The organism is Faecalibacterium hominis (ex Afrizal et al. 2022) (assembly GCF_049545105.1).
Taxonomy (GTDB): domain Bacteria; phylum Bacillota; class Clostridia; order Oscillospirales; family Ruminococcaceae; genus Faecalibacterium; species Faecalibacterium duncaniae.
The window spans coordinates 1671828-1696996 of the sequence record NZ_CP186860.1 but is presented as its reverse complement, the minus strand read 5'-3'; the positions used below and the strand labels follow the sequence as shown (position 1 = coordinate 1696996).

Sequence of the window (25169 nt, the reverse complement as noted above, 5' to 3'; positions counted from 1 at the left end):
TGGTCGGCTTTTTGGCACGAATGGTCAGTAACCCATCAAAAAGGGCTCAACAGCACAACGATACAGTAGGAAACAAAAACAATCTTATTTTTAAAGAAGTCAAATCTAGTATTTGGTTTTTACTTTAGCTTTCACAATTCAAACGAATCTGTATAACAAAGAGTCCCTTACTTTTCTCCACCTGAAAATTCCCGTTATTTTGATTCACGGCACGTTCTACATTTTTCAACCCGTAACCATGGTGCTTCCCTACGCGCAGCTGGGTAACAGCATCTATATATGGATTTTCGATACTGTAAAACAGGATTCGGTTCTGTTTTCGTAGTTGCAAGTGAATCACCCGTTTTTCTGGGGCGATAAGTCGGCAAGCTTCAATTGCATTATCGAATGTATTACCAATAACAACGCTTAACAACAATGTTGAGATAGCAAGAACTTCTGGAATTGTTATATCCAAAAGAACTTGAATCTGATTTTCTTTTGCAGAACGGAGATATTGATTTAGTAAAGCATCGACCACAGGATTACCAACAGCAGAGATGTCTTTCACACGTTCATAAGCATCCTCAGCTGCTTGAGCAATCTGACGGAGTTGTTCAGAGTCATTTTGCGCTGCAACCGCTTGCATTGCGGCGGTATATTTTTTAATGTCATGCCAAAGGGCCTTTGTTTCCTGCTGCTTTTCCAGAAGTTGCTGATAGTACTCTATTTGTAAATGATAGTGCTGTTCTGTTAGTTCTGCCAAATACTTTTCTTTTTCATTTTTCCGCAGGGCTTCCACATAGAAAACGATCATAATATTCACAAAAAGCAGGACGGCCATGAAGAAAACCATATAGTCCGGAAAGTCTTTATCTGCTGCATGGCACTGTACAACATAGCACACGGAGATGCTTGCAAGTTGAATACTGATTAGAGGAAGAAGCCATACAATCCGTAAATCACTTTCTTCGCGGTTGAAAAAATGCGACACTAAAATAAGAAGTGGTATTTGAATCAGATTAGAGAACACAACATAAATCACTCGCGCTGCTCCGGCCTGCATTAAAAGATCTGTATCTGGCAGACGAACGCCAATCAATAACATCGCAAGAATCTCTACCACGGAACCCAAGACAAAAAATGAACCGCTTGCGAAAGCCGCTGGCCAAGTCTGAACTTCATAGAACAGCCTTGCTAGTAAAAAACCTCCAAGCAGTAAGTAAAGCGTCCTCGGTATCACCCAATTCGGAAAAAGACTTAGAACGCACTGTCCTGTGCATAGTAAAATAAGAAAGGCGAAGTACCATTTGCTTTGAATCTTGTTTCGCACAAACAATCGACTCATAAACAGACTGAGCAGTGCAATGTTTGTAACACTTCCGGCTAATTCTATAAAATAATACATTTTACCGTCCTAAATATGTGTTAAACGCTTGATTGAATTCCTGACGTTTCCTTCGGCTAATAGGCAGCTTTGCCCCGTTGGAAAGCATGATTTCGTCTGATGAAGTATAAAGGATGTGTTCCATGTTAACGAGATAGCACCTATGGGGTGCTGTAAAGCAACGTTTGGGAAGCTGCTTGGCTGCATCTTGAATATTCATCCGAAGCTGAAAGTCTTTACCTTTGCTGTGAACTAAAATTGTATGGCCATAACTTTCAATATAGTAAATATTTGCAGTTTCCAGTGATAATGTTCCACCATCACATTCAACAAGGAATCGACGTGATGCAAGTTCTTGAGTTGCCGCATCCATTGCGGATTTAAACAATAGGTCATTTAATGGTTTTGTCAAATAGCGAAAAGCTATTCCATAACCTTGAACGGCATACTCATGCTGTCTGGTTACAAAAATCACCATTGGATGCTTTGGCAAAGCTTGTAGAGTTCGTGCAAGTTGAAATCCATTGGATGGCATTTCTATGTCCAAAAGCAAGAGGTCAATGGATGTTTTTTGTGATTTTAATTCGTCAAAAAGTAGTTCTCCATCTGTATAGGTTTTGATTTCAAAGAGCTGGTGAGTGTCGTATTCTGTGATTTTTCTTACGATGAAACTTAAATCTTCTTTTTCATCATCGCAGACCGCGACCGTATATTTTGCCATCTGAAGATCCTCCAGTTAGATTTTGTGTTTACAACTATTATAAGCGTTCAATCTACAATCATCAAGGCATCGACTCGACCGTTCCTGCCATAAATCAAACCGTTCGTGCCAAGGCTCTTGTGTTTTTCTGATTGTATGATACTTTTAAGACAAAGATGTACTAGGTGAGGTGAGTCCCATGCAGACCTTGTGACCATTATGACACACTCAGAGCAGAAAACTTATCTGGGAGGAATAGCTATGAAATCGTTAAAAAAGATTTTTACGCTCTTTGCGTTGTTTGCTATGGTTGCTTGCCTGTCAATTTCTTCTTTTGCACTGGAGCCTGATACTGCCATGGAAGAAGTATCCTCTGAACCTGACATGGCTATGAGCGAAGCTGATATGGAAGCGGATACCATTCTGGAGAAAGCCATTCCGGAAATTTCGCCCGAAGCAGGCATTGTGGATCCGGTTGAACCTGCTGATGTTTATCCGGCTTGTGACCATAACTATATTACTTCCCCTGTTGGCAGTCCTCGCGAGGTGTACGATTCTTCAAGCGGAATGTTTGGCCATGCGCAGGACTACATCCATCGTTGCACTAAGTGCGGTGAATATTACTACACAACCGAATACACATGGCATAGCTAAAAATATCTGTAAAAGCAGATAGTGGTGCTTGATACAATAATATAACCAGCAATCACTTTCTGTCTGCTCACAGGCATTTGTGAGCAGACAGTTTTTTATTAAGGATGTTTGACTATCCTGCAGCGAGGATGCCTTATGAAAATCAAAGAAAGTCCATCTATCATTCTGGCGTTTCATGGGATGCTTGGCCGCAAGAAGCAGACCAGCCTATTGCTGCTTTTGCTGACACTGGTTTTCTCGTTCCTGACGGCGGCGGTGATCTACTCCGTCAGTTCTGCACAGGCATTGCAGGACACCCGCTGTGAGTTATATGGCAAATGGCAGTACCTGCGTTTGTCGGATACTGCTGCGGACGCTGCACAGGCACAAAACACCTTGCCCGCATCCGCACAGGTCAGCACAGTGATCCAGAATGGAATCGTTCTCGGTGCAGACGATAGCGTGGCGGGCGGGATCGGAACGGTAGACGATATCTTTGCACAGCTGGGACGTATCGTGCCGATCAGCGGTAATTTTCCCATGCAGCCCGATGAGATCGCCATGACGACGACGCTGCTGGATGCGCTGGGCTGCTCCTATGACGTAGGGCAGACGGTCACGCTGAAGGTGGCTGCCAATGATTACGACCCGCTGGCAGGCTCCGGCACAGTGATGGAAAAGGCCTATACCCTGTGCGGTGTTTTGCCTGCCTATGATGTGTATTGGAATCTGAACGGCAATCTGACCGTCAGCGGCATTGTGACAGAGCCGCTTGCCTTGGACGGACAGAAATTCCAGACGTTTTATTACCTGAATACAACCGCACCCGTGACCGCTTCGACCGACCCTGCTTTAGTGGCAAACGAGTATGCCTACCCGCAGGAGGATACCGTCTCGTTCTCCCTGCGCTTTTTACTGGTCGCAGCGATTCTGGTCAGCTTTTTTGCAGTGGCGCAGTATTTCCTGATCGTTCTGCACAAGCGTGTACATACCATCAATACCTTCCTGACGCTGGGGGCTAAGAATCGGGATCTCCGGCTCATGTGCCTGTGGGAAGCGCTTTTTGCCGGGCTTGCAGCAGTTGCTGCAGGGTTTGCACTGGGCTGCGGTGCCGCTGCCGTCGGTCTGGGGTTGCAAAAGCACCTTTTGTTCTTTGCAGTCCCCGCTGCATCTCTTGTGCCGCTGGCGGTGCTGTTTCTGCTCTCCGTACTGCTGGGCGCACTTTTGCCTGCGGTGCTGGTTCGCCCGCAGACCGCAAAACCCAAAGAGAAGCCTGCAAAAAAATTCCGCTTGGCACAGCTGCCGCTTGCACCGCAGATCGGTGTCGGCTGCGCGGTATTGCTGATCGCCGTCAGTTGTTTGTATGTCGGCTGGCGTGTCATGCTGCCGTATGATCTGGATGCACCGTATGCCTGTCTGTCCATCAAGATGAACGGAACCTCCGGGATGCCGTTTTCTTTAAAGGATGACCTCGCTGCATTGCCCGGTGTGGAAGAGGTTTCCGCTGCAATTGATCTGACCGATATCTATACCGTGACATCAGACAAGATCCAGTCCAGCCAGATGCTTGCCGATATTCGAGTCAAGGACAACGGCTTTTATACGGACATCCCGAGTTTAATGCAAAATGCCTCAAAAGGAACACTAAATACGACAGTCTGTGCTTTGCCGGATGATGAACTACGCCGCATTGCTGCAGATGCCGGCGTTTCGGACGAGGAAATAGAGACGCTGCTGGCAGGGGATTCTGTTTTGACCCTGTGGGGAGATTGCTATTATGACCCCGCTGCGGATGAATATTATCAGGGCTTCCAACCGGATGGCAGTACGTTGGTTGAACCGGTTTTTGCGGCCGGAGACAAGTTGAGCATCCAATACCGGCGTTATACCGGGCAGGATGAAGCCGGGAATGAGGTCTACCGGACGTATACAGCCCAGCTGCCCATTGCCGGGGTCGTAAAGTCTGCGAACAGCTACACGCTGTTGACAACAGACCGGCTCCTTTTCAGCGGCACGATTTTTGTCAGTACGGCTCTTTACCATAAAATGTTTGAGAGCGCAGGAAGTTTCTTTATGGAAAAGGAAGGATACAGCAGCCTGAACGTGAAACTGTCTGCTGGCAGCAATTTCTCTTTGCGGCGGTCTATTTCCTCCATTGCAACGCGCAGGAATGGTATCCTGCGTGCAGATAACTACGATCTGATTAGCCAGAGCTACACCGAGGGCACACAGAGCGCTTTCCTTGTCGGCATCCTTGCGGTATTCGGAGCCCTTCTGGGGTGTGCGCTACTGGTGGTTTTGAATCTTTCGGCTTATGAAGTCCAGCAGCAGCGGCTGTCGCTTCTCCTGACGCTGGGCGTTTCCCCGAAAAAACTGGTGCTATCCTATGCAAAGCTGCTGCTCCCGGTCATCGTTGGGACGACGCTGCTTGTGAATATCGTTGTCTATGCGGCAGTTTCGCGTATCGTTCCGATCCAGAGCATTCTCGACCTGATCCGTATCCATACAAGCGGACGGGTGTATGTATTCCATAAACCTGTGGGAAGTCAGATCATGGTCAGCATTCTGCTGATGGTGTTTTGGTTGTCCGCAGCGTTGCTGCCGATCTTCTCCTTTATTCGTAAAAAAGCATCCAAGGGGGATATCTTATGAAAGATAAAATTCTGGAAGCCGTGCAGATCTCCAAAACCTACGGGGAAGGGGAAAGCGCGGTTCACGCCCTCAGAAATAGCGACCTGACCCTTGAAAACGGTACATTTGCGTCCATCATCGGTTCCAGCGGCAGCGGAAAATCCACGCTTCTGAAAATTCTGGGAGGACTTTTGCCACCCACCACCGGTAAGGTGCTGCTGGACGGTCAGGATATTTATGCGATGAATGCGGAGCAGCTGGCACAGGTGCGGCGGCAAAAGATCGGCTTTATTTTTCAGGATTTCCGCCTGTTCCCGGAGTACACGGTGCGGGATAATATTCTGATCCCGTTTTATCTGGACCATAGAGCACCGGATGAACAGATGCTCCATAAGCTGACCGGGATCTTGGGTATTGCGGGCAAACTGCATTCCCGCCCTGCGCAGCTTTCCGGCGGACAGCAGCAGCGTGTGGCAATCGCCCGTGCACTCATCGCAAAACCCCGCATCGTTTTCGCAGACGAGCCTACCGGAAATCTGGATACGCGGACGGGCGAGGATACGATGCGGCTGTTGATGGAATGTGCTGCGGAGTTCGGGCAAACGCTTATCGTTGTTACGCACAACCCGGAAATTGCGCAGAAGGCGCAGCAAGTCATTCGGATCGAGGATGGGCAGATCCTGAAAGGAGAAGCGCAACATGAAAAAGGGAATTTGGATACGCAATAAAATCGTCCCCTACTACTTAAAAGGAGCCAAGCTTGCATTGGCTATGTTGCTAACTGAAAAAACATTGTCGGCATCCCAGATTGTAACGGTCATTTCGGAAAAAGGGATAAAATGTGACCGAAAAGAACTTGGAAAAATGCTGGCAAGTCTGGAGCGGATGGGGGTGATCACTCTGTTAGATGGAATCTATTCGTGCAACTCCAAGAAGTTGAAAAACTGTCAGATTCCATATTCTGAGGATCAGTTGATCGATTTGATTGGCATGACGCAGGGCACCGTAAACGGCAAAGCTTTTTATAGTGCAACACCGCCAATGAGCGTCAGTTCTCGCGGGAATAGCGGCGTATAAAGGCAGATCATTCAAATTGAAGATGGGCAGATCCTGAAAGGAGAAGCGCAACATGAAAAAAGGAATTTGGATACAAAACAAGATTTTCATCTATGATGATTTTGTTTTATCGCAAGACAAGAAGCCCATGCCAACACCTTTGTTTGCTATAATAAGTCCTACTCTCTCCACTTTATTGCCATAAATTTTCCAAAACCCTCTTGACGATTTTCACATACAGTGGTATTTTTCTTGTAAATCCCACTGATTTTGTGGAGTGGCCCGAATCTCTCCACAAGATGTGGTCGTGTTCGCTCTGAACACAGCCGCAGAAAGTGGTTGGTTATCACCGTGAGACCCACCACTTCAGTGAGGGAAAGTCCGCGAAAGAATTTACCGCCCCGCAACACACCCGATTCATTTTGCCGCTTACTTCACCCGACAAAATCATCGCTGCGCTGCGTGGGCGGTATTTTTCTTTTTTACAAATAAAATCTTATGTAGTTGTTCAATCTTCCAAAATTTGTTTTTGGTTGTTTACTGCACAACCTCAAAGTGTTATTCTGATACTTGAAAGAAGCAGGTTGTCGTGTCCGCACTGCGCCCGGCTTTCTTCATACTGTACCTTGAATCCTTCATAAGCCGTCTGAACGTGATATCGTGCCGTGACCTCACACTTTCTGTGGGTGAGCCGGAAAACGCCGCTGCGCAAACAGGGGCAGGAACTGCGTTCGGGTCAATCGGCAATTCTATATACGAGCAGTGACCCTTTACTTATTTTTGCGTCTTAACAATTCGGAAACAATTACCAAAAGCGTGTTTTGAGCGAAGCGGTAGAGGGCAAGAATCGTCCCGTGGCCACAAATTTTCAATTTTTGAAAATTCTTGCCCCTTTGGGACAGCTTCTTGTTGGGGCGTGCCTGCCCCAAACCCTGCTAGGAACGAGTACGACAAACTGGAATTGTTTACTGTTTCTTCTTTACAACGAAACCAATAACGAACAAAATAATTGCAGGAATTACCAAAAACAAAGCATTTACTAACACCCACAAATAAAAAGGCGCAGAGTTTAGCGATGTTGAGTATTGAGTATAATCAACGATGCTCTTAATAACAAATACAATTAACAGAATGAGACTCACAATGTTGCATATCATAGGTACTTTCTGTTTCATTCTAAACACCTCAATAAATTCCGATTGTACGTTTATACAAAACACCTTTATTTCAAACGTATGAAAAATACTGACATTCGCCGAGACTATTTAGCACGTCTCTCAGTACAAACATAAAATTCAACTTGCTTTTGTTTATAGTTTCTCCTTCAATTTTACTACAGTAATTTTGTACTTTCTCAAGTTCTTCAAACAGTAATCTATTACAAATTTCTTTAGCTTCCTCCAAAACAAGAGCATCACAATACACAGCATCGATAGAGTATTCTTCTTCTTCCACTATTAAGCATTGTTTTTCAGAGTGAAATCTTTTTGCGAAATTTGAAACAATTAGCTTTTTGTAATCTTCATCACACAATTCTATTGTACAAGGAATAAAATTATCATTATTTTGTTTTTTGAAAAATGTAATATCAAGCATTGTTGTTACCTCCAGCTTTCCCTTTTTTCACTTTTTCACGAACTTCTTTAACTTTTTCAGGTGAAAGGTCATCGTAAAGTTTTATCCCTTTTGCTTCAGCCCTTTGCTTCGTTTTTGGAGAAGCTTTAGCTTGGACTAAAGCTATGCCAACCCCTTGCTCGCTGAATTTATCAATATCACTTGGAAAAATTTTTGCTCTTGCTTTAATTTCTCCATAACCTTTTTCAGCCATTCTCGGCTCCCTCCAATCATCTGCCAATATTTATTATCTGCGCTAATCTTTTAAATACCTATCCAGAATAGCAATTAACTTTTGTTCATCTTCCTTGGGATAGCTAAAATCACCCAAATGTGAATTTCCTTCTGTAGATTGAATATCTATTCCATATTTCTCGCCAATCTCTTTAACCATCAGCTTAATGTCTCTATGTTCAGCCAGTTTTTGAATAGCTTTATTTTCATCCTCGGATTTCTGATAATCAACTATAGAAAAATTATTATACATCATCTTCTACATCCTCCTTAGTGAACACCTTAATATGTAAATTCATAGCTAAAAATTTTACTCTGTCATGCCACATGCTGCGAACTTCTCACAGTATAAGCAATTTTTTGTTCACCTTCTGCATCTAAGACATATTAAAACAATTCTGATTGTTCTAATCATTCTCAATTACACCTTCGTACCCTTCGGATAAGAAGTATCCCTCACTCAAAGAGCTCGGTCAATCCCGATTTACTGGGCTAAGCCGAGTATACCATACTCTCCAATGAAAGAACACCCCCGATATAGTGAAATTTTGCCATTTTCCTGCGTACGTGCGTACACGCTCCGCAGGGATTCCAAAGGGGCTATGCCCCTTGGCACACAGACTTTGGAACAAAGTCTAGTGTGTTACACCTTGCCAGAGGTGTACACGCTCTCCCGGTACGCACGTACGCAGCGATTACCCCCAAACGCGCCATATAGGGGGGACGACCAAGTTCGCACAAAGCGAACTTGATCCCGCAAAACAAAAAGGCAGGATACCATCGCCAACGATGATACCCTGCCTTTGCTCGTTTACAGTTCCGAGTAGTCCTTTCTCAGAACCTCCTGCAAACAAAAAACGTACCCGAACCCTTTTTCGTAAAGAATCGGGTTCGAGTACGAACTGTATGGTGGACGGTACAGGACTCGAACCTGTGACCTCCTGCACGTCAAGCAGATGCTCTACCAGCTGAGCTAACCGTCCATATTCTGTTTGTGCCGCAATCAGCTTGATTATGATATCATACCGCCGGGCAAAAAGCAAGCCCTTTTTTGAAAATTCTGCAAACTTTTTGAAGTCTGGTTTGCCGGGAATGGAAAATCAGCCGCCCAGCGCACATTTTGTAAACCGACTCAAGGCGTTTCCGTTGCCCTGAACGCCGGTTTGTGGTATAATACATTGATTATAATAGGAAAGGTATCGCAGAATGAGAGTTTTGGGCATCGACCCGGGTTACGCCATTGTGGGCTGGGGCGTTTTGGACTATGCGGGCAACCGGTTTGCACCGGTGGATTTCGGGGCCGTGTGCACCGATGCCGGGGTGCCGTTTGAGCAGCGGCTGGACGAGGTCTATACCGGCATCCGGGAGGTCATCGAGCGGACACAGCCTGAGGTGCTTGCCATCGAAAAGCTGTTCTACCAGCACAACCAGACCACTGTGATCGGCGTGGCCGAGGCCCGCGGGGTCATCCTGCTGGCGGCGGCGCAGGCGGGCATCCCCATCTACGAGTACACCCCCATGCAGGTGAAACAGGCCGTTACCGGTTACGGCAAGGCCGTGAAAAAGCAGGTGCAGGAGATGACCCGCATCCTGCTGCATCTGCCCGCTGTGCCCAAGCCCGATGATACCGCCGATGCACTGGCCATGGCCATCACCTTTTGCCATACCAACGGCAACCAGCTGAACCGCTTTGCAAGAAGGGGCGTTGGGCCGATCTGAGCCCTCTCCGTCAATGCTGCGCATTGCCACCTCTCCCGAAGGGAGAGGCAATTGCGGCTTTTGGTATCAGTGGATGAGTACAGTAGCAGCCGCCCAATTCGATGCTTTGGCTCCCCCTTTGGGGGAGCTGGCGAGCGAATGCGAGACTGAGAGGGGAAGGCTGCTGGAGGAAAACTATGATTTACAGTCTATCCGGAAAAATCATCAAAAAGACCCTGAACGCTGTGGTGGTGAGCTGCGGCGGGGTGGGCTACTATGTGCAGTGCCCGACCAGCGTTGCGGGCGCACTGCCCGGGGTGGGCCGGGAAGCCACCCTTTACACCGTGATGAGCGTGACGGAAAATGACATCAGCCTGTATGGCTTTGCCACCGAGGAGCAGCAGAGCTGCTTTGAGCTGCTGACCGCCGTTTCCGGTGTGGGCCCCAAGGTGGGTCTGGCCATTCTCAGTGTCATGGAGCCTGATCGGGTGGCGCTGGCGATCTCGGCGGGCGACCACAAGGCCTTCAAGGCGGCATCCGGCGTGGGCCCCAAGCTGGCCCAGCGCATCGTGCTGGAGCTGAAGGATAAGGTGGCAAAGGGCTTTGTGGATGGCATCAACCTCGAGGATGTGGGCGCGGCCACTGCCGCCCCCGCCGCACAGGGAGCCGGGCAGGCCATTGCGGCGCTGGTCTCGCTGGGGTACAGCCAGAGCGAAGCAGCCCTGGCCGTTTCCAAGATCGACGCAAGCCTTCCCGTGGAAGAGATCATCAAGCTGGCCCTGCGGGGCATGGCAGGCAGGAGGTAATCCATGCAGGACGAAACCGCGCTCTATGGCGCAAAAATGATGCAGCCCGGCTTAACGGCGGCGGACAACGAGGAAAACAGCCTTCGCCCGCAGCATCTGGAGGACTACATCGGACAGGACAAGGTCAAACAGAACCTGAAAATTTATCTGGAAGCCGCCAAGCGGCGCGGCGAGCCCATGGATCACATCCTGCTCTATGGCCCCCCGGGCCTGGGCAAGACCACGCTGGCGGGCATTATCGCCAACGAGATGGGGGTGCAGATCCGCATCACCAGCGGCCCGGCCATTGAGAAGCCCGGCGACCTTGCCGCCCTGCTGACCAATCTGCAGGAGGGCGATGTGCTCTTCATTGATGAGATCCACCGCCTGTCCCGGCAGGTGGAGGAGGTGCTCTACCCGGCGCTGGAGGATTACGCGCTGGATATTATGATCGGCAAGGGCCCCAGCGCCCAGAGCATCCGGATCAACCTGCCCCGCTTCACGCTGGTGGGCGCTACCACCCGTGCAGGCCAGATCACCGGCCCCCTGCGGGACCGCTTCGGTGTGCTGCTCAAGCTGGAGCTGTACAGCCCCGATGAGCTGAGCCGGATCATCCAGCGTTCGGCGGGCATCCTCGACCAGCCCATCACCCCGGAGGGCGCTTACGAGCTGGCCAAATGCAGCAGGGGCACCCCCCGCGTGGCAAACCGCTTCCTGAAGCGTGTCCGCGACTTTGCCACCGTGCTGGGGGATGGCATCATCGACCGGGATGTTTCCCTGATGAGTCTGAAGCGGATGGACGTGGACGCGCTGGGTCTGGACGAGCTGGACCGCAGCCTGCTTCGCGCCATCATTGAGATGTACAACGGCGGCCCTGTGGGCTTGGAAACGCTGGCGGCGGCGCTGGGCGAGGAGGCCGTGACGCTGGAGGACCTGTGTGAGCCCTACCTGATGCAGATGGGATTTCTGACCCGCACTCCCCGGGGCCGCTGTGCCACCCGCCTTGCCTATGAGCACCTGGGCCTGAAAGCCCCCGAGACCGGAAGCCCGGAGGACAACGGCCAGCAGAGCCTGTTCTGAGCCGTTTGAAGAGAGAAAGGAGGACGCTTATGCGCCCTGCAGATAGTTGGAAAGATTATGAGCTGCTGGATGCCACCGATGGCAACCGCCTGGAGCGCTGGGGAGAGACCATCCTCATCCGGCCCGACCCGCAGGTGGTGTGGAAAACCGAGAAACAGAGCCCGCTCTGGGCCAAGGCCGATGCCGTCTACCACCGCTCCAATCAGGGCGGCGGCGAGTGGGAGTACCGCCGCCGTCTGCCTGAGAAGTGGAAGATCTCCTGCGGTGAGGGCGAGGACAAGCTGACCCTCATCGTCAGCCCCACCGGTTTCAAGCACACCGGCGTGTTCCCGGAGCAGGCTGTCAACTGGGCCTGGTACGCCAGAAAGATCCGCGCGGCAGGCCGCCCTGTCAAGGTGCTGAACCTGTTTGGCTACACCGGCGGCGCAACGCTGGCCTGTGCCGCTGCGGGTGCTGCTGTCTGCCATGTGGATGCTTCCAAGGGCATCGTGGCGTGGGGCAAGGACAACGCTGTGGCCAGTGGTCTGGCGGACCGGCCCATCCGCTGGCTGGTGGACGACTGTGCCAAGTTTGTGGCCCGGGAAAAGCGCCGGGGCAACACCTACGATGGCATCATCATGGACCCGCCCAGCTACGGCCGCGGCCCCGGCGGCGAGATCTGGAAGCTGGAGGACTGCATCTACGAGCTCATCAGCCAGTGCGAGGAAGTGCTGAGCGACACGCCCCTCTTCTTTGCGGTCAACAGCTATACCACCGGCCTGTCCCCCGCGGTCATGGAGTATATGCTCAAGACCACGCTGGTGCCCCGCTTTGGCGGCAAGACCAGCTGTGATGAGATCGGCCTGCCCGTTTCCGCCACCGGCGGCGTTGTGCCCTGCGGCGCAACGGCCATTTGGGAAGAATGAACTCCCTCAGTCACGGCTGTCGCCGTGCCAGCTCCCTCGGGGAGGGAGCCTTTGGCATGGCGGAAACGTTGACCGTTTGCCGGAAAACTTCTCGGTTGCGCCAGAGGCCCCATCTCAGAGGGGGCTGTCTGCGAAGCAGACTGGGGGAGTGTCCTGACGGCAGCCATTCTGAAAAAATGAAGAAGAACCAAGAATGGGGTACAGCCCTTTTGAGAAGGGCGCACCACCGGAAAGAGAAAACCTATGGAAGAAACAATTTTAACTGCGAAAGATCTGAAGTTCCGCTATGATCCGGAACAGCCGGACTACGCCCTGAACGGCGTGTCGGCTGAGGTGAAGCGGGGCGAATTTGTGGCAGTGCTGGGGGCCAACGGCTGTGGAAAATCCACGCTGGCCAAGCACTTCAACGCCATCCTCCTGCCGGAGAGCGGCACTGTGCTGGTGGAGGGGATGGACACCAAAGACGAGGGCAAGATCTACGATATCCGCCAGACCGTGGGCATGGTGTTCCAGAGCCCGGACAACCAGATCGTTGCCACCGTGGTGGAGGAAGATGTCGCCTTTGCGCTGGAAAATCTGGGCGTGCCGCCGGAGGAGATGCGCCGCCGCGTGGATGAAGCGATGAAGATGGCGGGCATCTACGAGTACCGGGAGCGTGCACCCCACAACCTGTCCGGCGGCCAGAAGCAGCGCGTTGCCATTGCGGGCGTGGTTGCCATGCGGCCCGACTGCCTGATCCTGGACGAGGCCACCGCCATGCTTGATCCCCGGGGCCGGGAGCAGGTGATGCAGACCATCCACCATCTGAACAAGAACATGGGCATCACGGTGGTGTCCATCACCCACTATATGGAAGAAGCTGCTCAGGCCGACCGCGTGCTGGTGATGAGCAAGGGCAATGTGGTCATGGAAGGAACCCCGAAAGAGGTGTTCAGCCAGACCGAAAAGGTGCGCGCCCTGCGGCTGGATGTGCCGCAGGCTGCCGAGCTGCGGGATGAGCTGGTCAAGGCCGGCATCCCCATGCCCGAGGGCATCATCGACACCGGCGCGTGCGCACAGGCTCTGTATGAGCTTTTGAAGTAAGGGAGGGGACGGAAGATGGGAAGCATTATCAAAGTAGATCACCTGAGTTATGTCTATAACCCGGGAATGCCCAATGCCGTCACCGCGCTGGATGACGTGAGCTTTGAGGTGGAAGAGGGAGATTTTGTGGGCATCATCGGTGCCACCGGCTCCGGCAAGAGCACCCTCATCACCCACATGAACGGCCTGAACAAGCCCACCAGCGGTCACATCATCATCGATGGCCGCGACCTGTGGGCAGAGCCGGAAAAGATCCGGGAATTCCGTTTCCTCACCGGTCTGGTGTTCCAGTACCCGGAGTACCAGCTGTTTGAGGAGACTTGCTATAAGGATATCGCCTTTGGCCCCAGAAACATGGGGCTGGACGAGGCCGAGATCGACAGACGGGTGCATGAAGCAGCGGACTTTGTCGGCCTGGATGAGGCGCTGCTGCAGCGCAGCCCCTTTGAGCTGTCCGGCGGCCAGAAGCGCCGGGTGGCCGTGGCGGGTGTGATGGCCATGAAGCCCCGCATTCTGGTGCTGGATGAGCCTGCCGCCGGTCTGGACCCCGAGGGCCGGGACGAGATCCTGTCTGAGGTCAAGGAGTACCACAAAAAGACCGGCACCACCGTGCTGCTGGTCTCCCACAGCATGGAGGATATTGCCAAGTACGCCGACCGTGTGCTGGTGATGAGCAACAAGAAGATCGCCATGTACGACACCGTGGAGAATGTGTTTGCCCGTGCGCCCGAGCTGCTGGCGCTGGGCCTGAGCGTGCCGCAGGTCACAAAGATTTTCCTCAAGCTGCGGGAGATGGGGGTGGATGTCCCGGCGGATGTTTACACCGTGCCCTATGCCGTCAAGATGATTTTGGAAGCCAAGAAGCGCCGGGACGCAGGCGAAAGCCTTGTGCTGCCCCGTGTGGATGCAAAGAAGGGGGGCGCTGCCACATGCTGAGAGATATCACCATCGGCCAGCACTTCCCGGGCGACAGCCTTGTGCATAAGTTTGACCCCCGCATGAAGCTGGTGCTGACCATCGTCTACATCATCCTGCTGTTTGCCGCGTCTAACCCGCTGGGCCTGACGCTGTCCCTTGTGTTCCTTGTGGCCATGTACGGCGTGGCAAAGATCCCCTTCAAGCTCATCACCAAGAGCCTGAAGCCCATTTTGCCCATCATCCTCTTTACCGCGGTGCTCAACCTCTTCTTTGTTTCGGGTGAGGGCGAACCGCTGGTGCACTTCTGGGTGCTGAACATCTACGCCGAAGGCCTGCGCTATGCCATCCTGATGGCGGTGCGCGTGATGGCACTGATCGCGGGCACCAGCCTGCTGACCTATACCACCAGCCCCATCGTGCTGACGGATGCCATTGAGCAGCTGCTCAAGCCTTTGGGCAGGCTGCACTTCCCGGTGCATGAGCTGGCTATGATGATGAGCATTGCCCTGCGCTTTATCCCGACCCTGATCGAAGAGACCGACAAGATCATGAACGCCCAGAAAGCCCGCGGTGCCATGCTGGACAACGGCTCCATGATGGAGCGCGTCAAGGCGCTGGTGCCGGTGCTTATCCCGCTGTTCATCTCGGCCTTCCGCCGCGCCGATGAGCTGGCCATGGCCATGGAGTGCCGCTGCTACCGCGGCGGTGATGGCCGCACCCGCCTGAAAGTGCTGCGCTGCACCCGGCAGGATTATATCGATCTGGCGGTGTGCATCGTCTGCTTTATGGTGATCCTGAGCTCGAGACTGGTGTTCCCGAATTTTTAAAAACTCCCCCAGTCGCCTGCGGCGACAGCCCCCTCGAGGAGGGGGCCTTATAGCCTCCCTCTTTGAGGGAGGTGGCACGGCAAAGCCGTGACGGAAGGAGTTCCATGCAGAACTATCTACTTACCCTTGCCTATGATGGCACCAACTACTGCGGCTTTCAGGTGCAGCCCAACGGGCGGAGCGTGGCCCAGACCTTTCAGGATGGGCTGGAAGCGGTGCTCCACAGCCGCCCCGATATCAAGGGGTGCAGCCGCACCGATGCCGGTGTCCACGCGCTGGGCTTTGCGCTGAACTTCCACGCGGAGACCCGCATCCCCCCCGAAAAGCTGCCGTTGGCCATCAACCAGCACCTGCCCCCGGATATCCGGGTGCTGTGCGCCCGGGTGGTGCCGGAGGAGTTCCACGCCCGCTATGCCGCCCATACCAAAACCTACCTGTACCGCATCCACAACCACCCCATCGATTCGCCTTTTGATGAAAAATATTACACCCGGGTGCCCCGGCGGCTGGATGTGGATGCCATGCAGAGGGCGGCGGAACAGTTTGTGGGAAAGCACGATTTTCTGGCCCTGTGCGCGGCGGGTTCCTCTGCTGCTGCCCACGGAGATACCGTGCGCACCATCACCGACTGCCATGTGACCCGGAAGGGCGACGAGGTGGACATTGAGGTGACGGCGGACGGCTACCTCTATAACATGGTGCGCATTCTGGCAGGCACCCTGTGTGAGGTGGGGGCGGGCCGGATGCAGCCCGATGCCATCCCCGGCATCCTTGCCAGCCGGGACCGCAGCCAGGCCGGGCCGACGCTGCCCGCAAAGGGGCTATTTTTGAAGAAGGTGGACTACGACCTATGAGAAAAAATCGCAACCGTCCGGAGAGTGACGAGCCGCTTTCGGAAGGGCGGGTCGAATATCTGGAAGCTGCCCGCCAGCGTGTGCGGAACAGGCGCATCCGCCGCACGGCGGTGCTGCTGGTGCTGCTGACGGCGGTGGTGCTGTTTGCCACCGGCATCGCGGGCAGCTCGGTGGCGGCCCTGAAGGACCTGACCGATACGGCCCGCATTGCCCTGCTGCCCGGCTCCGGCTGGCCCCAGCAGACCGGTGTGGCCGAGCTGGAGCAGATGGCCCCCCTGACCGGCAGCTTTGTGGAGCTGGGGGACGAGGGCTGTGTGGTCTGGTCGCGCACCGGCAAAAAGCTGAACAACATCCAGAGCGGCTATGCCCGCCCGGCGCTGGCCGCAGGCAAGACCCGCTTTGTCCTCTACAACCGCTCCGGAAACGAGCTGCGGGTGGAGAGCCGCACCCAGAACCTCTACACCAAGCAGCTGGAAAACAGCATTTTCCTCTGCGCCATGTCGGACAACGGCACGCTGGCTGTGGTCACGGAGGACCAGACCAGCATGGCAAAGCTGCTGGTATACAGCCCCTCCATGGAGCAGCAGCTCAGCTGGAGCATGACCTCTAACGATGGCACCCCCCTGCGGATGGCCTTTTCCCCCGACAGCCGGAAGCTGGCGGCGGCAGCCGTCACCGTCAGCGGGGGACAGGTGATGACCAACCTCTACCTCATCAATCTGGCATCGGGCGATCCCGTCAGTCTGGTGAATCAGGGCGGCGTGCCCCAGTGGCTGGGGTGGACCTCCGCTTCCACGATCCTGGCTGTCTACGATACCAGGGCCGTGCTCTACAATGCGGGCGGCGGCGAGCGTGCGGTCTATGATTTTGCGGGCACGGAGCTGAAGGATGTTTCGGTGGACGCGGCAGGCAATGTGGCCCTGCTGCTGGCATCGGGGCAGGTCTCTCAGGCTGTGACGCTGGACAAAAACCTGAACGTCCAGTTCAGCGCTGCTGTCTCGGCGGCAAATTCCATTGTCCGGGCGGGGAACCTGTTCTATCTGCTGGCCGATAACGCCGTGGAGTGTTTTGATGCGTCCGGCACCCAGCAGTGGAGCCAGAACCTTGACACCAGCCCGCAGGCATTGCTGGCCAACAGCAAGGATCTGCTGCTGTTCAGCGGCAACACGGTGCAGAAGTTGGAAATCCCTGAGAGCTAAACCTCTCCGTCAATGCTTCGCATTGCCACCTCTCCCAAAGGGAGAGGCAATTGCGGCTTTGAGGAAAAAGAGTGCAATTTATTTTGTGGCTTCCCCTGTCAGAAGCGTTGGCTCCCCCTTTGGGGGAGCTGGCACGACGGCAGTCGTGACTGAGAGGGTGAGCCAGTTCGGAATAAGGTTAAACGTATGTTCAAGAATCCGTCATTTATTTTTGATATCCTATGTACGGTGGTCTGGCTGGTGCTGGCCGTCCGGTATGCCCGCAAAGGCTTTCTGGCCTCGGTGGTGCAGCTGACGGGCAGCCTTGTCAGTTTGTTCGGTGCCAGGGCCTTTTCGGGCTGGGCAGCCGGGCAGGTGTTCGAGCGCTTCCTCGCCGGAAGCTTCCGGGACCAGATCGCTGCCAATATCGCCGCAGGGGGAGCCGTCAGTCTGGATGGCATTGCCCAGCGGTACGCGGGCTTTCTGCCCGAGGCGTTCCGGTCATCCATCGTGGATGCCTGCGAGCGCTCCATCTCTGCCGTCCTCAATGACAACGCCGTTGTACTGGCGGATACCATCGTCCAGAAGGTGCTGGCTCCGCTGCTGACCCCGGTGATCTCGCTGGTGCTGTTCTTTGTGGCGTTTGCCCTGCTGCGGATGCTGGTCAGCCTGCTGGTCACGGTGCTGGGGCTGGTGAACAAGCTGCCCGTGATCGGTGCAGTGAACCACTGGCTGGGCTGGGGCGTGGGCGGCATTGCCAGCCTTGTGGACATCTATCTGGTGCTCTGCGTGGTCTGGGCGCTCATTGTGATCACCGGCGGCAACCTCACCATGCTCAACGACACGGTGATGAGCGGCAGCCTTTACTATAAAGTATTCAATGTGTTCAACCCGTTTGTCTGAGCGGGGAGGGAAAAGGAGGAACAATGGTCTGCATTCGATGCCAGAAGCGGCCTGCCATTATTTTTGTCCAGCGGATGGAAAATGGCCAGATGAAAAACGAGGGGTACTGCCTGCACTGTGCCCGGGAGATGCACATCAAACCGGTCGATGATCTGATGAAGCAGTTTGGTATGTCCGACGAGGACATGGATGCCATGGAAGACCGGATGGAAAACATGATGCAGGAGATGGGGGACATGAGCAGCATGAACCCCTTCTCCATGATGATGGGCATGGGCCAGCCGGACCAGAGCGAGGAGGACGGCGACCTTGTGCCCGGCTCCAGCGCCACCTTCCCGCTGGGGGTGAACGGCGGTGCCCAGAACGGCAAAAACGAAAAGAAGGCGGGCAAAAACGACAAAAAGCCGCCCCGACGCAAGTTTCTGGATACCTACTGCGAGAACCTGACCCGCAAAGCCCGGGAGGGGAAGCTGGATGATATCATCGGCCGCGACCGGGAGATCTACCGCACCATCCAGATCCTGAGCCGCCGCCAGAAGAACAACCCCTGCCTCATTGGTGAGGCGGGCGTTGGCAAGACCGCCATTGCCGAGGGCATTGCCGAGCGCATCGCCAAGGGGCAGGTGCCGGCAGGGCTGCAGGATAAGGAGATCTTCCTGCTCGACCTGACCAGCCTTGTGGCAGGCACCCAGTTCCGCGGCCAGTTCGAGCAGCGGGTCAAGGGCCTGCTGAGCGAGGTCAAGGCCGCGGGCAATGTGATCCTGTTCATTGACGAGATCCACACCATTACCTCCGCCGGTGAGAGCGAGGGTGCCATGAATGCGGGCAACATCCTGAAGCCCGCCCTCTCCCGCGGCGAGATCCAGGTCATCGGTGCTACCACCTTCAACGAGTACCGCAAGTATATCGAGAAGGATCAGGCGCTGGAGCGCCGGTTCCAGCCCGTGCGGGTGGAGGAACCCAGCGTTGCTGATACGCTGGCCGTGATGGGCGGCATCAAGCACTACTACGAGGAGCACCACCATGTGCAGGTGCCTGCCGATGTGCTGAACGCCACCGTGACCCTGAGCGAGCGGTATATCACCGACCGCTACCTGCCCGACAAGGCCATCGACCTGCTGGACGAGGCCTGTGCCTGCTGCAATCTGGCCCACCCGGTCATCTCCGAGTACCTGACCATGCAGAAGGAACTGGAGGCCCTCAAGCAGGAAGAGGCCGACATGGAAAACGCCGATGTGAACGAGCCCATCGATTACGAGCGTGTGGCAGAGCGCAAGACCCGGATGGCACAGCTGGAGCGGGAACTGCCCGCCAAGCAGGCTGCAGCCGGGGAGATCCAGGTGACCATGGACGATGTGGCCAAGGTCATTGAGCTGTGGACGGGCATCCCGGCGGTGAAGATCCGGGAGACCGAGTACGCAAAGCTCGCCAGCCTTGAGACCGAGCTGAAAAAGAAGATCATCGGTCAGGACGATGCCGTGCATCTGGTGGCCCAGGCGGTCAAGCGCAGCCGCGCCGACCTCTCGGGCCGCCGCCGTCCGGCCAGCTTCATCTTTGTGGGCCCCACCGGCGTGGGCAAGACGGAGCTGGTGAAGCAGCTGGCAAACCAGCTCTTTGACGGCCCCGACCCGCTGATCCGGCTGGATATGAGCGAGTATATGGAAAAGTATGCCGTGTCCCGCATGATCGGTTCCCCTCCGGGCTATGTGGGCTACGAGGAGGCGGGTCAGCTGACCGAAAAGGTCCGCCGCCGCCCGTACAGCGTGGTGCTGTTCGATGAAATCGAAAAGGCCCACCCCGATGTGATGAATATCCTGCTGCAGATCCTGGACGAGGGCAAGATCAACGATGCCCAGGGCCGCACCGTGGATTTCTCCAACACTGTCATCTGCATGACCTCCAATGCGGGCAGCAGCGACCAGACCACCGCAAGTCTGGGCTTCAACCGCAGCGAGGAGGAGCGGAACGAGGAGAAGAGCCGCAAGGCACTGAGCCAGTTCCTCCGCCCGGAGTTTTTGGGCCGCGTGGATGAGGTCATCACCTTCAAGCCGCTGAGCGAGGAGACCCTGCAGGGCATTGCCGCCCTGATGCTGGACGAGTACAAGCCCAGCATGGAGGCCAAGGGCATTGCCTACAGCTATACCCCGGCGGCACTGGCAGCGCTGGTGCACAAGAGCCAGGGCGGCAAGTTTGGTGCCCGCGACCTGCGCCGCACGATCCGCAAGGCTGTGGAAGACCCCGCCGCTGAAAAGATCATCGACGGTACCCTTGTTTCCGGCTCCACCCTGACCGTGGATGCTGAGAACGATGAGATCGTGCTGAAATAAAGAGCAAACAGAAAGCCGCTGCACAGCGTAACAACTGTGCAGCGGCTTTTGTGATGTATAAAACCTCTCAGCCGCCTGCGGCGGCAGCTCCCCTGATAGGGGAGCCAAGCCCTGTGGGAGAGGTTACTCCACGCTGACCGGTTCCTCCGGCTTGTTGGTGGTACGGGCGCTCGTGCGGCCCTCGGGGATGATCTCGCCTGCGGCGGTCAGGCTGATCTTGGCCAGGGTCGGGCCGACCAGCTCGTACACCAGCACCGAGAAGAGCACCACGTTGCGCACCATGTGGCCATCGGAAAGCTCCGCAGCTTCGGCGGCCATGCCCAGCGCCACACCGGCCTGCGGCAGCAGGGTGATGCCCAGATACTTCTGGATCTTCTCGCTGCAGCGGGTGGCTTTGCAGCTGACATAGGAGCCGGAGATCTTGCCCAGAGAGCGGGAAGCGATATAGACGGCACCAATGAGCAGGACCATGGGGTTTGCAAGGATGTTCAGGTCCAGCTCCGCGCCGGAGAGCACAAAGAACAGGATGTTTACCGGGCTTACCCAGCGGTCCAGGCGGTCCATCAGCTCATCGGAAGTGGGACAGATGTTGCAGAACACGGTGCCGGTCATCATGCAGACCAGCAGCAGCGAGAAGCTGCAGTGGATGGGGCCGACCTTAAAGCTGACCATGGAAAGGCCCACCGTCAGCAGCACAAAGGCCACCGAAAGGCTCATGCGCTTGGAGCGGGAGTGGAAGTAGATCTCCAGCTGGTTGAGCAGCAGACCTGCCAGTGCGCCCAGACCCAGGCTGAGTACGATCTCCACCAGAGGCTCCAGGAGGATGCTGATGGGGTCGATGCGGCCCTGCTCCAGCGCGTTTGCGATGCCGAAAGAGGCTGAGAAGAGCACCAGACCCACGGCATCATCAATGGCGACCACCATCAGCAGCAGACGGGTCAGGGGGCCGCTGGCCTTGTACTGCTTGACCACCATCAGGGTGGCGGCAGGGGCTGTGGCAGAGGCGATGGCACCCAGTGTGATGGCGGATGCCATTGAGATGACATCCGGCCGGGCGAAGTGCAGGGCCACCAGAGCGATATCCACCAGCACGGTGGTGATAACGGCCTGCAGGATGCCCACAGTGACCGCCTGCCTGCCCATGCTCTCCAGCGCGCTGAGCCGGAACTCGTTGCCGATGACAAAGGCGATGAAGCCAAGTGCCACCTGTGTGATGATGCCGTAGCCTTCGACCTGTGCAAGGCTTCCGAAACCGAAGCCCCAGCCGCTCAGGCCCAGCCGACCCAGAAAGAAGGGTCCCAGCAGAAGTCCTGCCACCAGATAAGAGGTGACGGCCGGCAGGCGGATCGCTTTCGCTGCACGGGATGCCAACAGGCCTGCAATGAGCGAAAGAGACATGCAGATGAGCAATTGCTCCATAAAATAAGATCCTCCTCAGAAATTAAGATACGTTAAAAAGTATATCTTATCTGAGGAGGAAAAGCAACATTTGTTAATTGAATTTAAAAATCTTCTGTGCAATGCGGTAGCCGCCCAGCACGAGCTTGTCGCCCTTGGGGATCTTCAGGTTGGTCACGCCGCCAAAGCCGTAGCGGATGGAGCGGTAGACCCCGGCACTGGTGTGTGCCTTGAGGTAGGCCCACAGTTCGTTTTCCTTCTGCTTGGCGGCGGCGCTGCCGTCCAGCAGCAGGAAGATGTCGCTGATGGCCATCATCATGGAGAGGTAGTGCAGCATATAGCTGCGCAGCTTCTTCTGGCCCTTGAGGGCATCCAGGTCCTGGCAGTCGATCATGTGGCGGGTCACCCGCAGCTGCTGATCCACCCGCTTGACCATCACACTCTCGTTCACGCTCTGGTCGGCCCGGCCGATGAAGTAGCGGTACAGGTCCAGATCCATATAATACATGCTCTTAACAAAGGGCAGGGGCTGGTAGACAAAGATGTTGTCTACATAGAAGGTGTGCTTGGGCAGCACCATGCCGCAGTCCCGCAGCACCTGTGTGCGGTACATCACCGAGTGCATCAGCAGGTTCTGGTCGGGCCGGAAGTGGCCGACATGCGTCCAGTTGAACAGCCGGTTCTGGGGGAACACGTTGGTGTAGCGCACGGTGTGGCTGGTGTTGTCCTCCACATGCTCGTAGACATAGTTGCAGATCATCAGGTCAGGCGCGGTGCCCCGGGCAGTCAGCGTGTTCAGCTTGGCCAGCACGGTCCGGAGGGCGGCTTCGTCCAGCCAGTCGTCGCTGTCCACTACCTTGTAATACAGGCCGGTGGCGTTGCGGATGCCCTGATTCACGCCCTCGCCGTGGCCGCCGTTCTCCTGATGGATGGCCTTGACGATGGTGGGATATTTGGCAGCGTACTCGTCGCAGATGGCGGGGGTGTCATCCCTGGTGGAACCATCGTCCACCAGGATGATCTCGGCCTGCTCCCCGGCGGAGAGCAGGGTCTCGATGCAGTGGCGCATATATGCCGCCGAGTTGTAGCACGGGACGGCGAAAGTGATCAATTTCTGAGCCATACAAAATACTCCTTTGCTCTTTTCCGGCAGATGCGCAAGGCAGGGGCCGGGATGGAGATATGTACCCATATTATAGCATTTTTGTGCAGGAAATGCTATCGAACGTGGGAAATGTCAGAGATGTTTTACAATTATCCGGGGAGTTGTGGTATACTGATTGGGTTATAAACCTCTCAGGCCGCTTTGCGTCCAGCTCCCCTAGTAGGGGAGCTGGCATTGCGAAGCAATGATGGAGCGGTTTTGTATGGATAGGAGGAACCATGGAAAGTCCGCATAGTATTCTGAAAAAAGTCTTTGGCTACGACAGCTTCCGCCCGGGGCAGGAGGAGATCGTCTCCCGTCTGCTGGCCGGGCAGGATGTGCTGGCTGTGATGCCCACAGGTGCGGGCAAGTCCATCTGCTATCAGGTGCCGGCCCTGCTGCTGCCGGGCATCACCATCGTGGTCTCGCCGCTGGTGAGCCTGATGAAGGATCAGGTGGGGGCGCTGGTACAGGCCGGTGTGGCGGCAGCTTTCCTGAACAACAGCCTGACGGACAACCAGAAGGCCCTGATGCTCCGCCGCGCCCGGGAGGGGTGGTATAAGATCATCTATGTGGCTCCGGAGCGGCTGGAGATGCCGGGCTTCCAGCGGTTTGCGCAGGAGCGGGAGATCAGCATGGTCACGGTGGACGAGGCCCACTGCATCAGCCAGTGGGGGCAGGATTTCCGCCCCAGCTACCTGCGCATCAAGGCGTTTGTGGACAGCCTGCCCAAGCGCCCGGTGGTGGGAGCCTTTACGGCCACCGCCACGGCCCATGTGCGGGAGGACATCCGCACCCATCTGGAACTCCACACCCCCTACGAGGTGACCACCAGCTTCGACCGGCCCAACCTCTATTTTGCCACCCGCAGGGCCCTGCCCAGCGAGAAGCCCAAAGTTCTGCTCGACCTTGTGCTCAGGGAGCGGGACCATGCGGGCATCATCTATTGCAGCACCACCCGGCAGGTGGACGAGACCACCCGCCTGCTGCAGAGCCGGGGCATCCGTGCGGCAGCCTACCACGCAAAGCTGGATGCGGACACCCGGCGGCAGAATCAGGACGATTTCCTCTATGACCGGGTGCAGATCATGGTGGCGACCAATGCCTTCGGCATGGGCATCGATAAGCCAAACGTCCGGTTCGTCATCCATTATAATATGCCCAAGGATCTGGAGAGCTATTATCAGGAGGCGGGCCGCGCGGGCCGTGACGGGGAGCCAGCCCGCTGCACCCTGCTCTATTCCGGCACCGATGTGCGCACCATCCGGTTCTTCATCGACAAGGAGATGGAGGCTGACAACGGCCTGCCTGCGGATGTCAAGGCCGAAGCGGCACGCAAGGCAGAGGAGCGGCTCAAGTACATGACCTTCTACTCCACCACGCCGCGCTGCCTGCGGGGGTATCTGCTGAGTTACTTCGGCGAGGCCGCACCCCAGAGGTGCGAGAACTGTTCCAACTGTCTGCTGGCAGCACAGGCTGCCGAACAGGTGGAGGAGCAGGCGGCACAAGCCCGCCAGCGCGCCGCGGCCAGTGCAAAGCGGCTGGCCTCGGCCTCCCGCCGCCGTGCCGACGAAGATGCCCTCAGCGAAGCAGACGAGAAGCTGCTGGCTGCCCTCTATGCCCTGCGCAAGCGGCTGGCCGCAAAGCAGAAGCTCCCTGCCTATATGGTGTTCAATGATTCCACCCTCCGCCAGATGGCGCTGAAAAAGCCCCTGAGCGTGGAGGAATTGCTCAATATCCCGGGTGTGGGCGAGAAAAAAGCCGCCCGCTACGGGCAGGAGTTCCTGAGTGTCATTGAGGATATGGTTTCATCCCGTTAAATGACAAAGCGCCCG

The 25169-nt window shown here is 55.3% G+C and carries 24 protein-coding genes and 1 tRNA gene; 17 read left to right on the top strand and 8 right to left on the bottom strand.

The genetic code is table 11. The features are described 5' to 3' along the window. Nucleotides 1-124: 124 nt before the first annotated feature. Together ACKXGA_RS08160 and ACKXGA_RS08155 are read right to left on the bottom strand one after the other, a co-directional pair. Nucleotides 125-1387, bottom strand: coding sequence for a GHKL domain-containing protein (locus tag ACKXGA_RS08160; RefSeq protein ID WP_423729261.1), 1263 nt, complete (start codon nt 1385-1387; stop codon nt 125-127). Nucleotide 1388: 1 nt separating this feature from the next. Next, on the bottom strand, nt 1389-2087 hold the full coding sequence (locus ACKXGA_RS08155; protein WP_371293035.1) for a LytR/AlgR family response regulator transcription factor: 699 nt from the start codon (nt 2085-2087) through the stop codon (nt 1389-1391). A 240-nt stretch (nt 2088-2327) separates the two neighbouring features. Here ACKXGA_RS08155 and ACKXGA_RS08150 point away from each other — a divergent pair, with 240 nt between their 5' ends. From ACKXGA_RS08150 to ACKXGA_RS08130, 5 genes are all read left to right on the top strand, one after another. Next, the gene (locus ACKXGA_RS08150; RefSeq protein WP_423729260.1) at nt 2328-2720 is read left to right on the top strand and encodes a hypothetical protein; all 393 of its coding nucleotides are present in this window, start codon (nt 2328-2330) and stop codon (nt 2718-2720) included. Between the two features lie 135 nt (nt 2721-2855). Then, a complete protein-coding gene (locus ACKXGA_RS08145; protein ID WP_423729259.1) occupies nt 2856-5351 on the top strand; it encodes an FtsX-like permease family protein in 2496 nt (831 codons plus the stop codon). After that, complete coding sequence (locus ACKXGA_RS08140; RefSeq protein WP_212791821.1) at nt 5348-6058, top strand: ABC transporter ATP-binding protein; 711 nt, start codon at nt 5348-5350, stop codon at nt 6056-6058. Before ACKXGA_RS08145 ends, ACKXGA_RS08140 begins: the two co-directional genes overlap by 4 nt. Then, nucleotides 6030-6407: a hypothetical protein gene (locus ACKXGA_RS08135; RefSeq protein WP_423729258.1), complete on the top strand. Its 378-nt coding sequence runs from the start codon at nt 6030-6032 to the stop codon at nt 6405-6407. Before ACKXGA_RS08140 ends, ACKXGA_RS08135 begins: the two co-directional genes overlap by 29 nt. A 52-nt stretch (nt 6408-6459) precedes the next feature. Continuing rightward, on the top strand, nt 6460-6591 hold the full coding sequence (locus ACKXGA_RS08130; RefSeq protein ID WP_423729257.1) for a hypothetical protein: 132 nt from the start codon (nt 6460-6462) through the stop codon (nt 6589-6591). A 1022-nt stretch (nt 6592-7613) separates the two neighbouring features. On the opposite strand, the gene ACKXGA_RS08125 is transcribed toward ACKXGA_RS08130, so the two are convergent. The 4 genes from ACKXGA_RS08125 to ACKXGA_RS08110 form a co-directional block, all read right to left on the bottom strand. Then, nucleotides 7614-7982 carry a hypothetical protein gene (locus ACKXGA_RS08125; RefSeq protein WP_423729256.1) on the bottom strand — a complete coding sequence of 123 codons (369 nt, stop codon included), beginning with the start codon at nt 7980-7982 and terminating at the stop codon, nt 7614-7616. Further along, entirely contained in the window at nt 7975-8214 is a 240-nt protein-coding gene (locus tag ACKXGA_RS08120; RefSeq protein WP_423729255.1) for a hypothetical protein, read from the bottom strand. The genes ACKXGA_RS08125 and ACKXGA_RS08120 overlap by 8 nt, the downstream gene beginning before the upstream one ends. Before the next feature lie 42 nt (nt 8215-8256). Next, nucleotides 8257-8490, bottom strand: a complete 234-nt coding sequence (locus ACKXGA_RS08115; protein ID WP_202183597.1) for a hypothetical protein — start codon at nt 8488-8490, stop codon at nt 8257-8259. Nucleotides 8491-9141: 651 nt separating this feature from the next. Then, nucleotides 9142-9217, bottom strand: a tRNA-Val gene (locus ACKXGA_RS08110). Between the two features lie 223 nt (nt 9218-9440). On the opposite strand from ACKXGA_RS08110, the gene ruvC reads away from it, so the two are divergent. The 11 genes from ruvC to ACKXGA_RS08055 all read left to right on the top strand — a co-directional run bounded on the left by ruvC (nt 9441) and on the right by ACKXGA_RS08055 (nt 20792). Then, entirely contained in the window at nt 9441-9953 is a 513-nt protein-coding gene (ruvC, locus tag ACKXGA_RS08105) for a crossover junction endodeoxyribonuclease RuvC (RefSeq protein WP_005934868.1), read from the top strand. A gap of 176 nt (nt 9954-10129) precedes the next feature. Further along, the gene (gene ruvA, locus ACKXGA_RS08100) at nt 10130-10738 is read left to right on the top strand and encodes a Holliday junction branch migration protein RuvA (RefSeq protein ID WP_156067035.1); all 609 of its coding nucleotides are present in this window, start codon (nt 10130-10132) and stop codon (nt 10736-10738) included. Nucleotides 10739-10741: 3 nt separating this feature from the next. After that, nucleotides 10742-11797, top strand: a complete 1056-nt coding sequence (gene ruvB, locus ACKXGA_RS08095) for a Holliday junction branch migration DNA helicase RuvB (protein WP_005934866.1) — start codon at nt 10742-10744, stop codon at nt 11795-11797. A gap of 29 nt (nt 11798-11826) precedes the next feature. After that, nucleotides 11827-12702, top strand: coding sequence for a class I SAM-dependent methyltransferase (locus ACKXGA_RS08090; protein WP_097771272.1), 876 nt, complete (start codon nt 11827-11829; stop codon nt 12700-12702). Between the two features lie 243 nt (nt 12703-12945). After that, nucleotides 12946-13785: an energy-coupling factor transporter ATPase gene (locus tag ACKXGA_RS08085; protein WP_227612799.1), complete on the top strand. Its 840-nt coding sequence runs from the start codon at nt 12946-12948 to the stop codon at nt 13783-13785. Nucleotides 13786-13800: 15 nt separating this feature from the next. Beyond that, nucleotides 13801-14721 (top strand): energy-coupling factor transporter ATPase, encoded by a 921-nt coding sequence (locus ACKXGA_RS08080; protein ID WP_005934863.1) that lies wholly within the window; start codon nt 13801-13803, stop codon nt 14719-14721. Beyond that, a complete protein-coding gene (locus ACKXGA_RS08075) occupies nt 14715-15530 on the top strand; it encodes an energy-coupling factor transporter transmembrane component T family protein (protein ID WP_005934862.1) in 816 nt (271 codons plus the stop codon). The genes ACKXGA_RS08080 and ACKXGA_RS08075 overlap by 7 nt, the downstream gene beginning before the upstream one ends. 104 nt (nt 15531-15634) lie before the next feature. Beyond that, nucleotides 15635-16384 (top strand): tRNA pseudouridine(38-40) synthase TruA, encoded by a 750-nt coding sequence (truA, locus tag ACKXGA_RS08070; protein WP_117477367.1) that lies wholly within the window; start codon nt 15635-15637, stop codon nt 16382-16384. Next, on the top strand, nt 16381-17583 hold the full coding sequence (locus ACKXGA_RS08065) for a DUF5711 family protein (protein WP_423729254.1): 1203 nt from the start codon (nt 16381-16383) through the stop codon (nt 17581-17583). The genes truA and ACKXGA_RS08065 overlap by 4 nt, the downstream gene beginning before the upstream one ends. A gap of 186 nt (nt 17584-17769) precedes the next feature. Then, entirely contained in the window at nt 17770-18465 is a 696-nt protein-coding gene (locus tag ACKXGA_RS08060; RefSeq protein WP_423729253.1) for a hypothetical protein, read from the top strand. Nucleotides 18466-18488: 23 nt separating this feature from the next. Further along, the gene (locus ACKXGA_RS08055; protein ID WP_098924279.1) at nt 18489-20792 is read left to right on the top strand and encodes an ATP-dependent Clp protease ATP-binding subunit; all 2304 of its coding nucleotides are present in this window, start codon (nt 18489-18491) and stop codon (nt 20790-20792) included. A gap of 123 nt (nt 20793-20915) precedes the next feature. Here the strand turns inward: ACKXGA_RS08055 and ACKXGA_RS08050 are convergent, their stop codons facing one another. Both ACKXGA_RS08050 and ACKXGA_RS08045 read right to left on the bottom strand, forming a co-directional pair. Continuing rightward, nucleotides 20916-22211 carry a cation:proton antiporter gene (locus tag ACKXGA_RS08050; protein ID WP_423729252.1) on the bottom strand — a complete coding sequence of 432 codons (1296 nt, stop codon included), beginning with the start codon at nt 22209-22211 and terminating at the stop codon, nt 20916-20918. Between the two features lie 73 nt (nt 22212-22284). Beyond that, entirely contained in the window at nt 22285-23313 is a 1029-nt protein-coding gene (locus tag ACKXGA_RS08045) for a glycosyltransferase family 2 protein (RefSeq protein WP_423729251.1), read from the bottom strand. Nucleotides 23314-23573: 260 nt separating this feature from the next. Between ACKXGA_RS08045 and ACKXGA_RS08040 the strand changes: the two genes are divergently transcribed. Beyond that, on the top strand, nt 23574-25154 hold the full coding sequence (locus tag ACKXGA_RS08040; RefSeq protein WP_423729250.1) for a RecQ family ATP-dependent DNA helicase: 1581 nt from the start codon (nt 23574-23576) through the stop codon (nt 25152-25154). Nucleotides 25155-25169 lie beyond the last annotated feature (15 nt).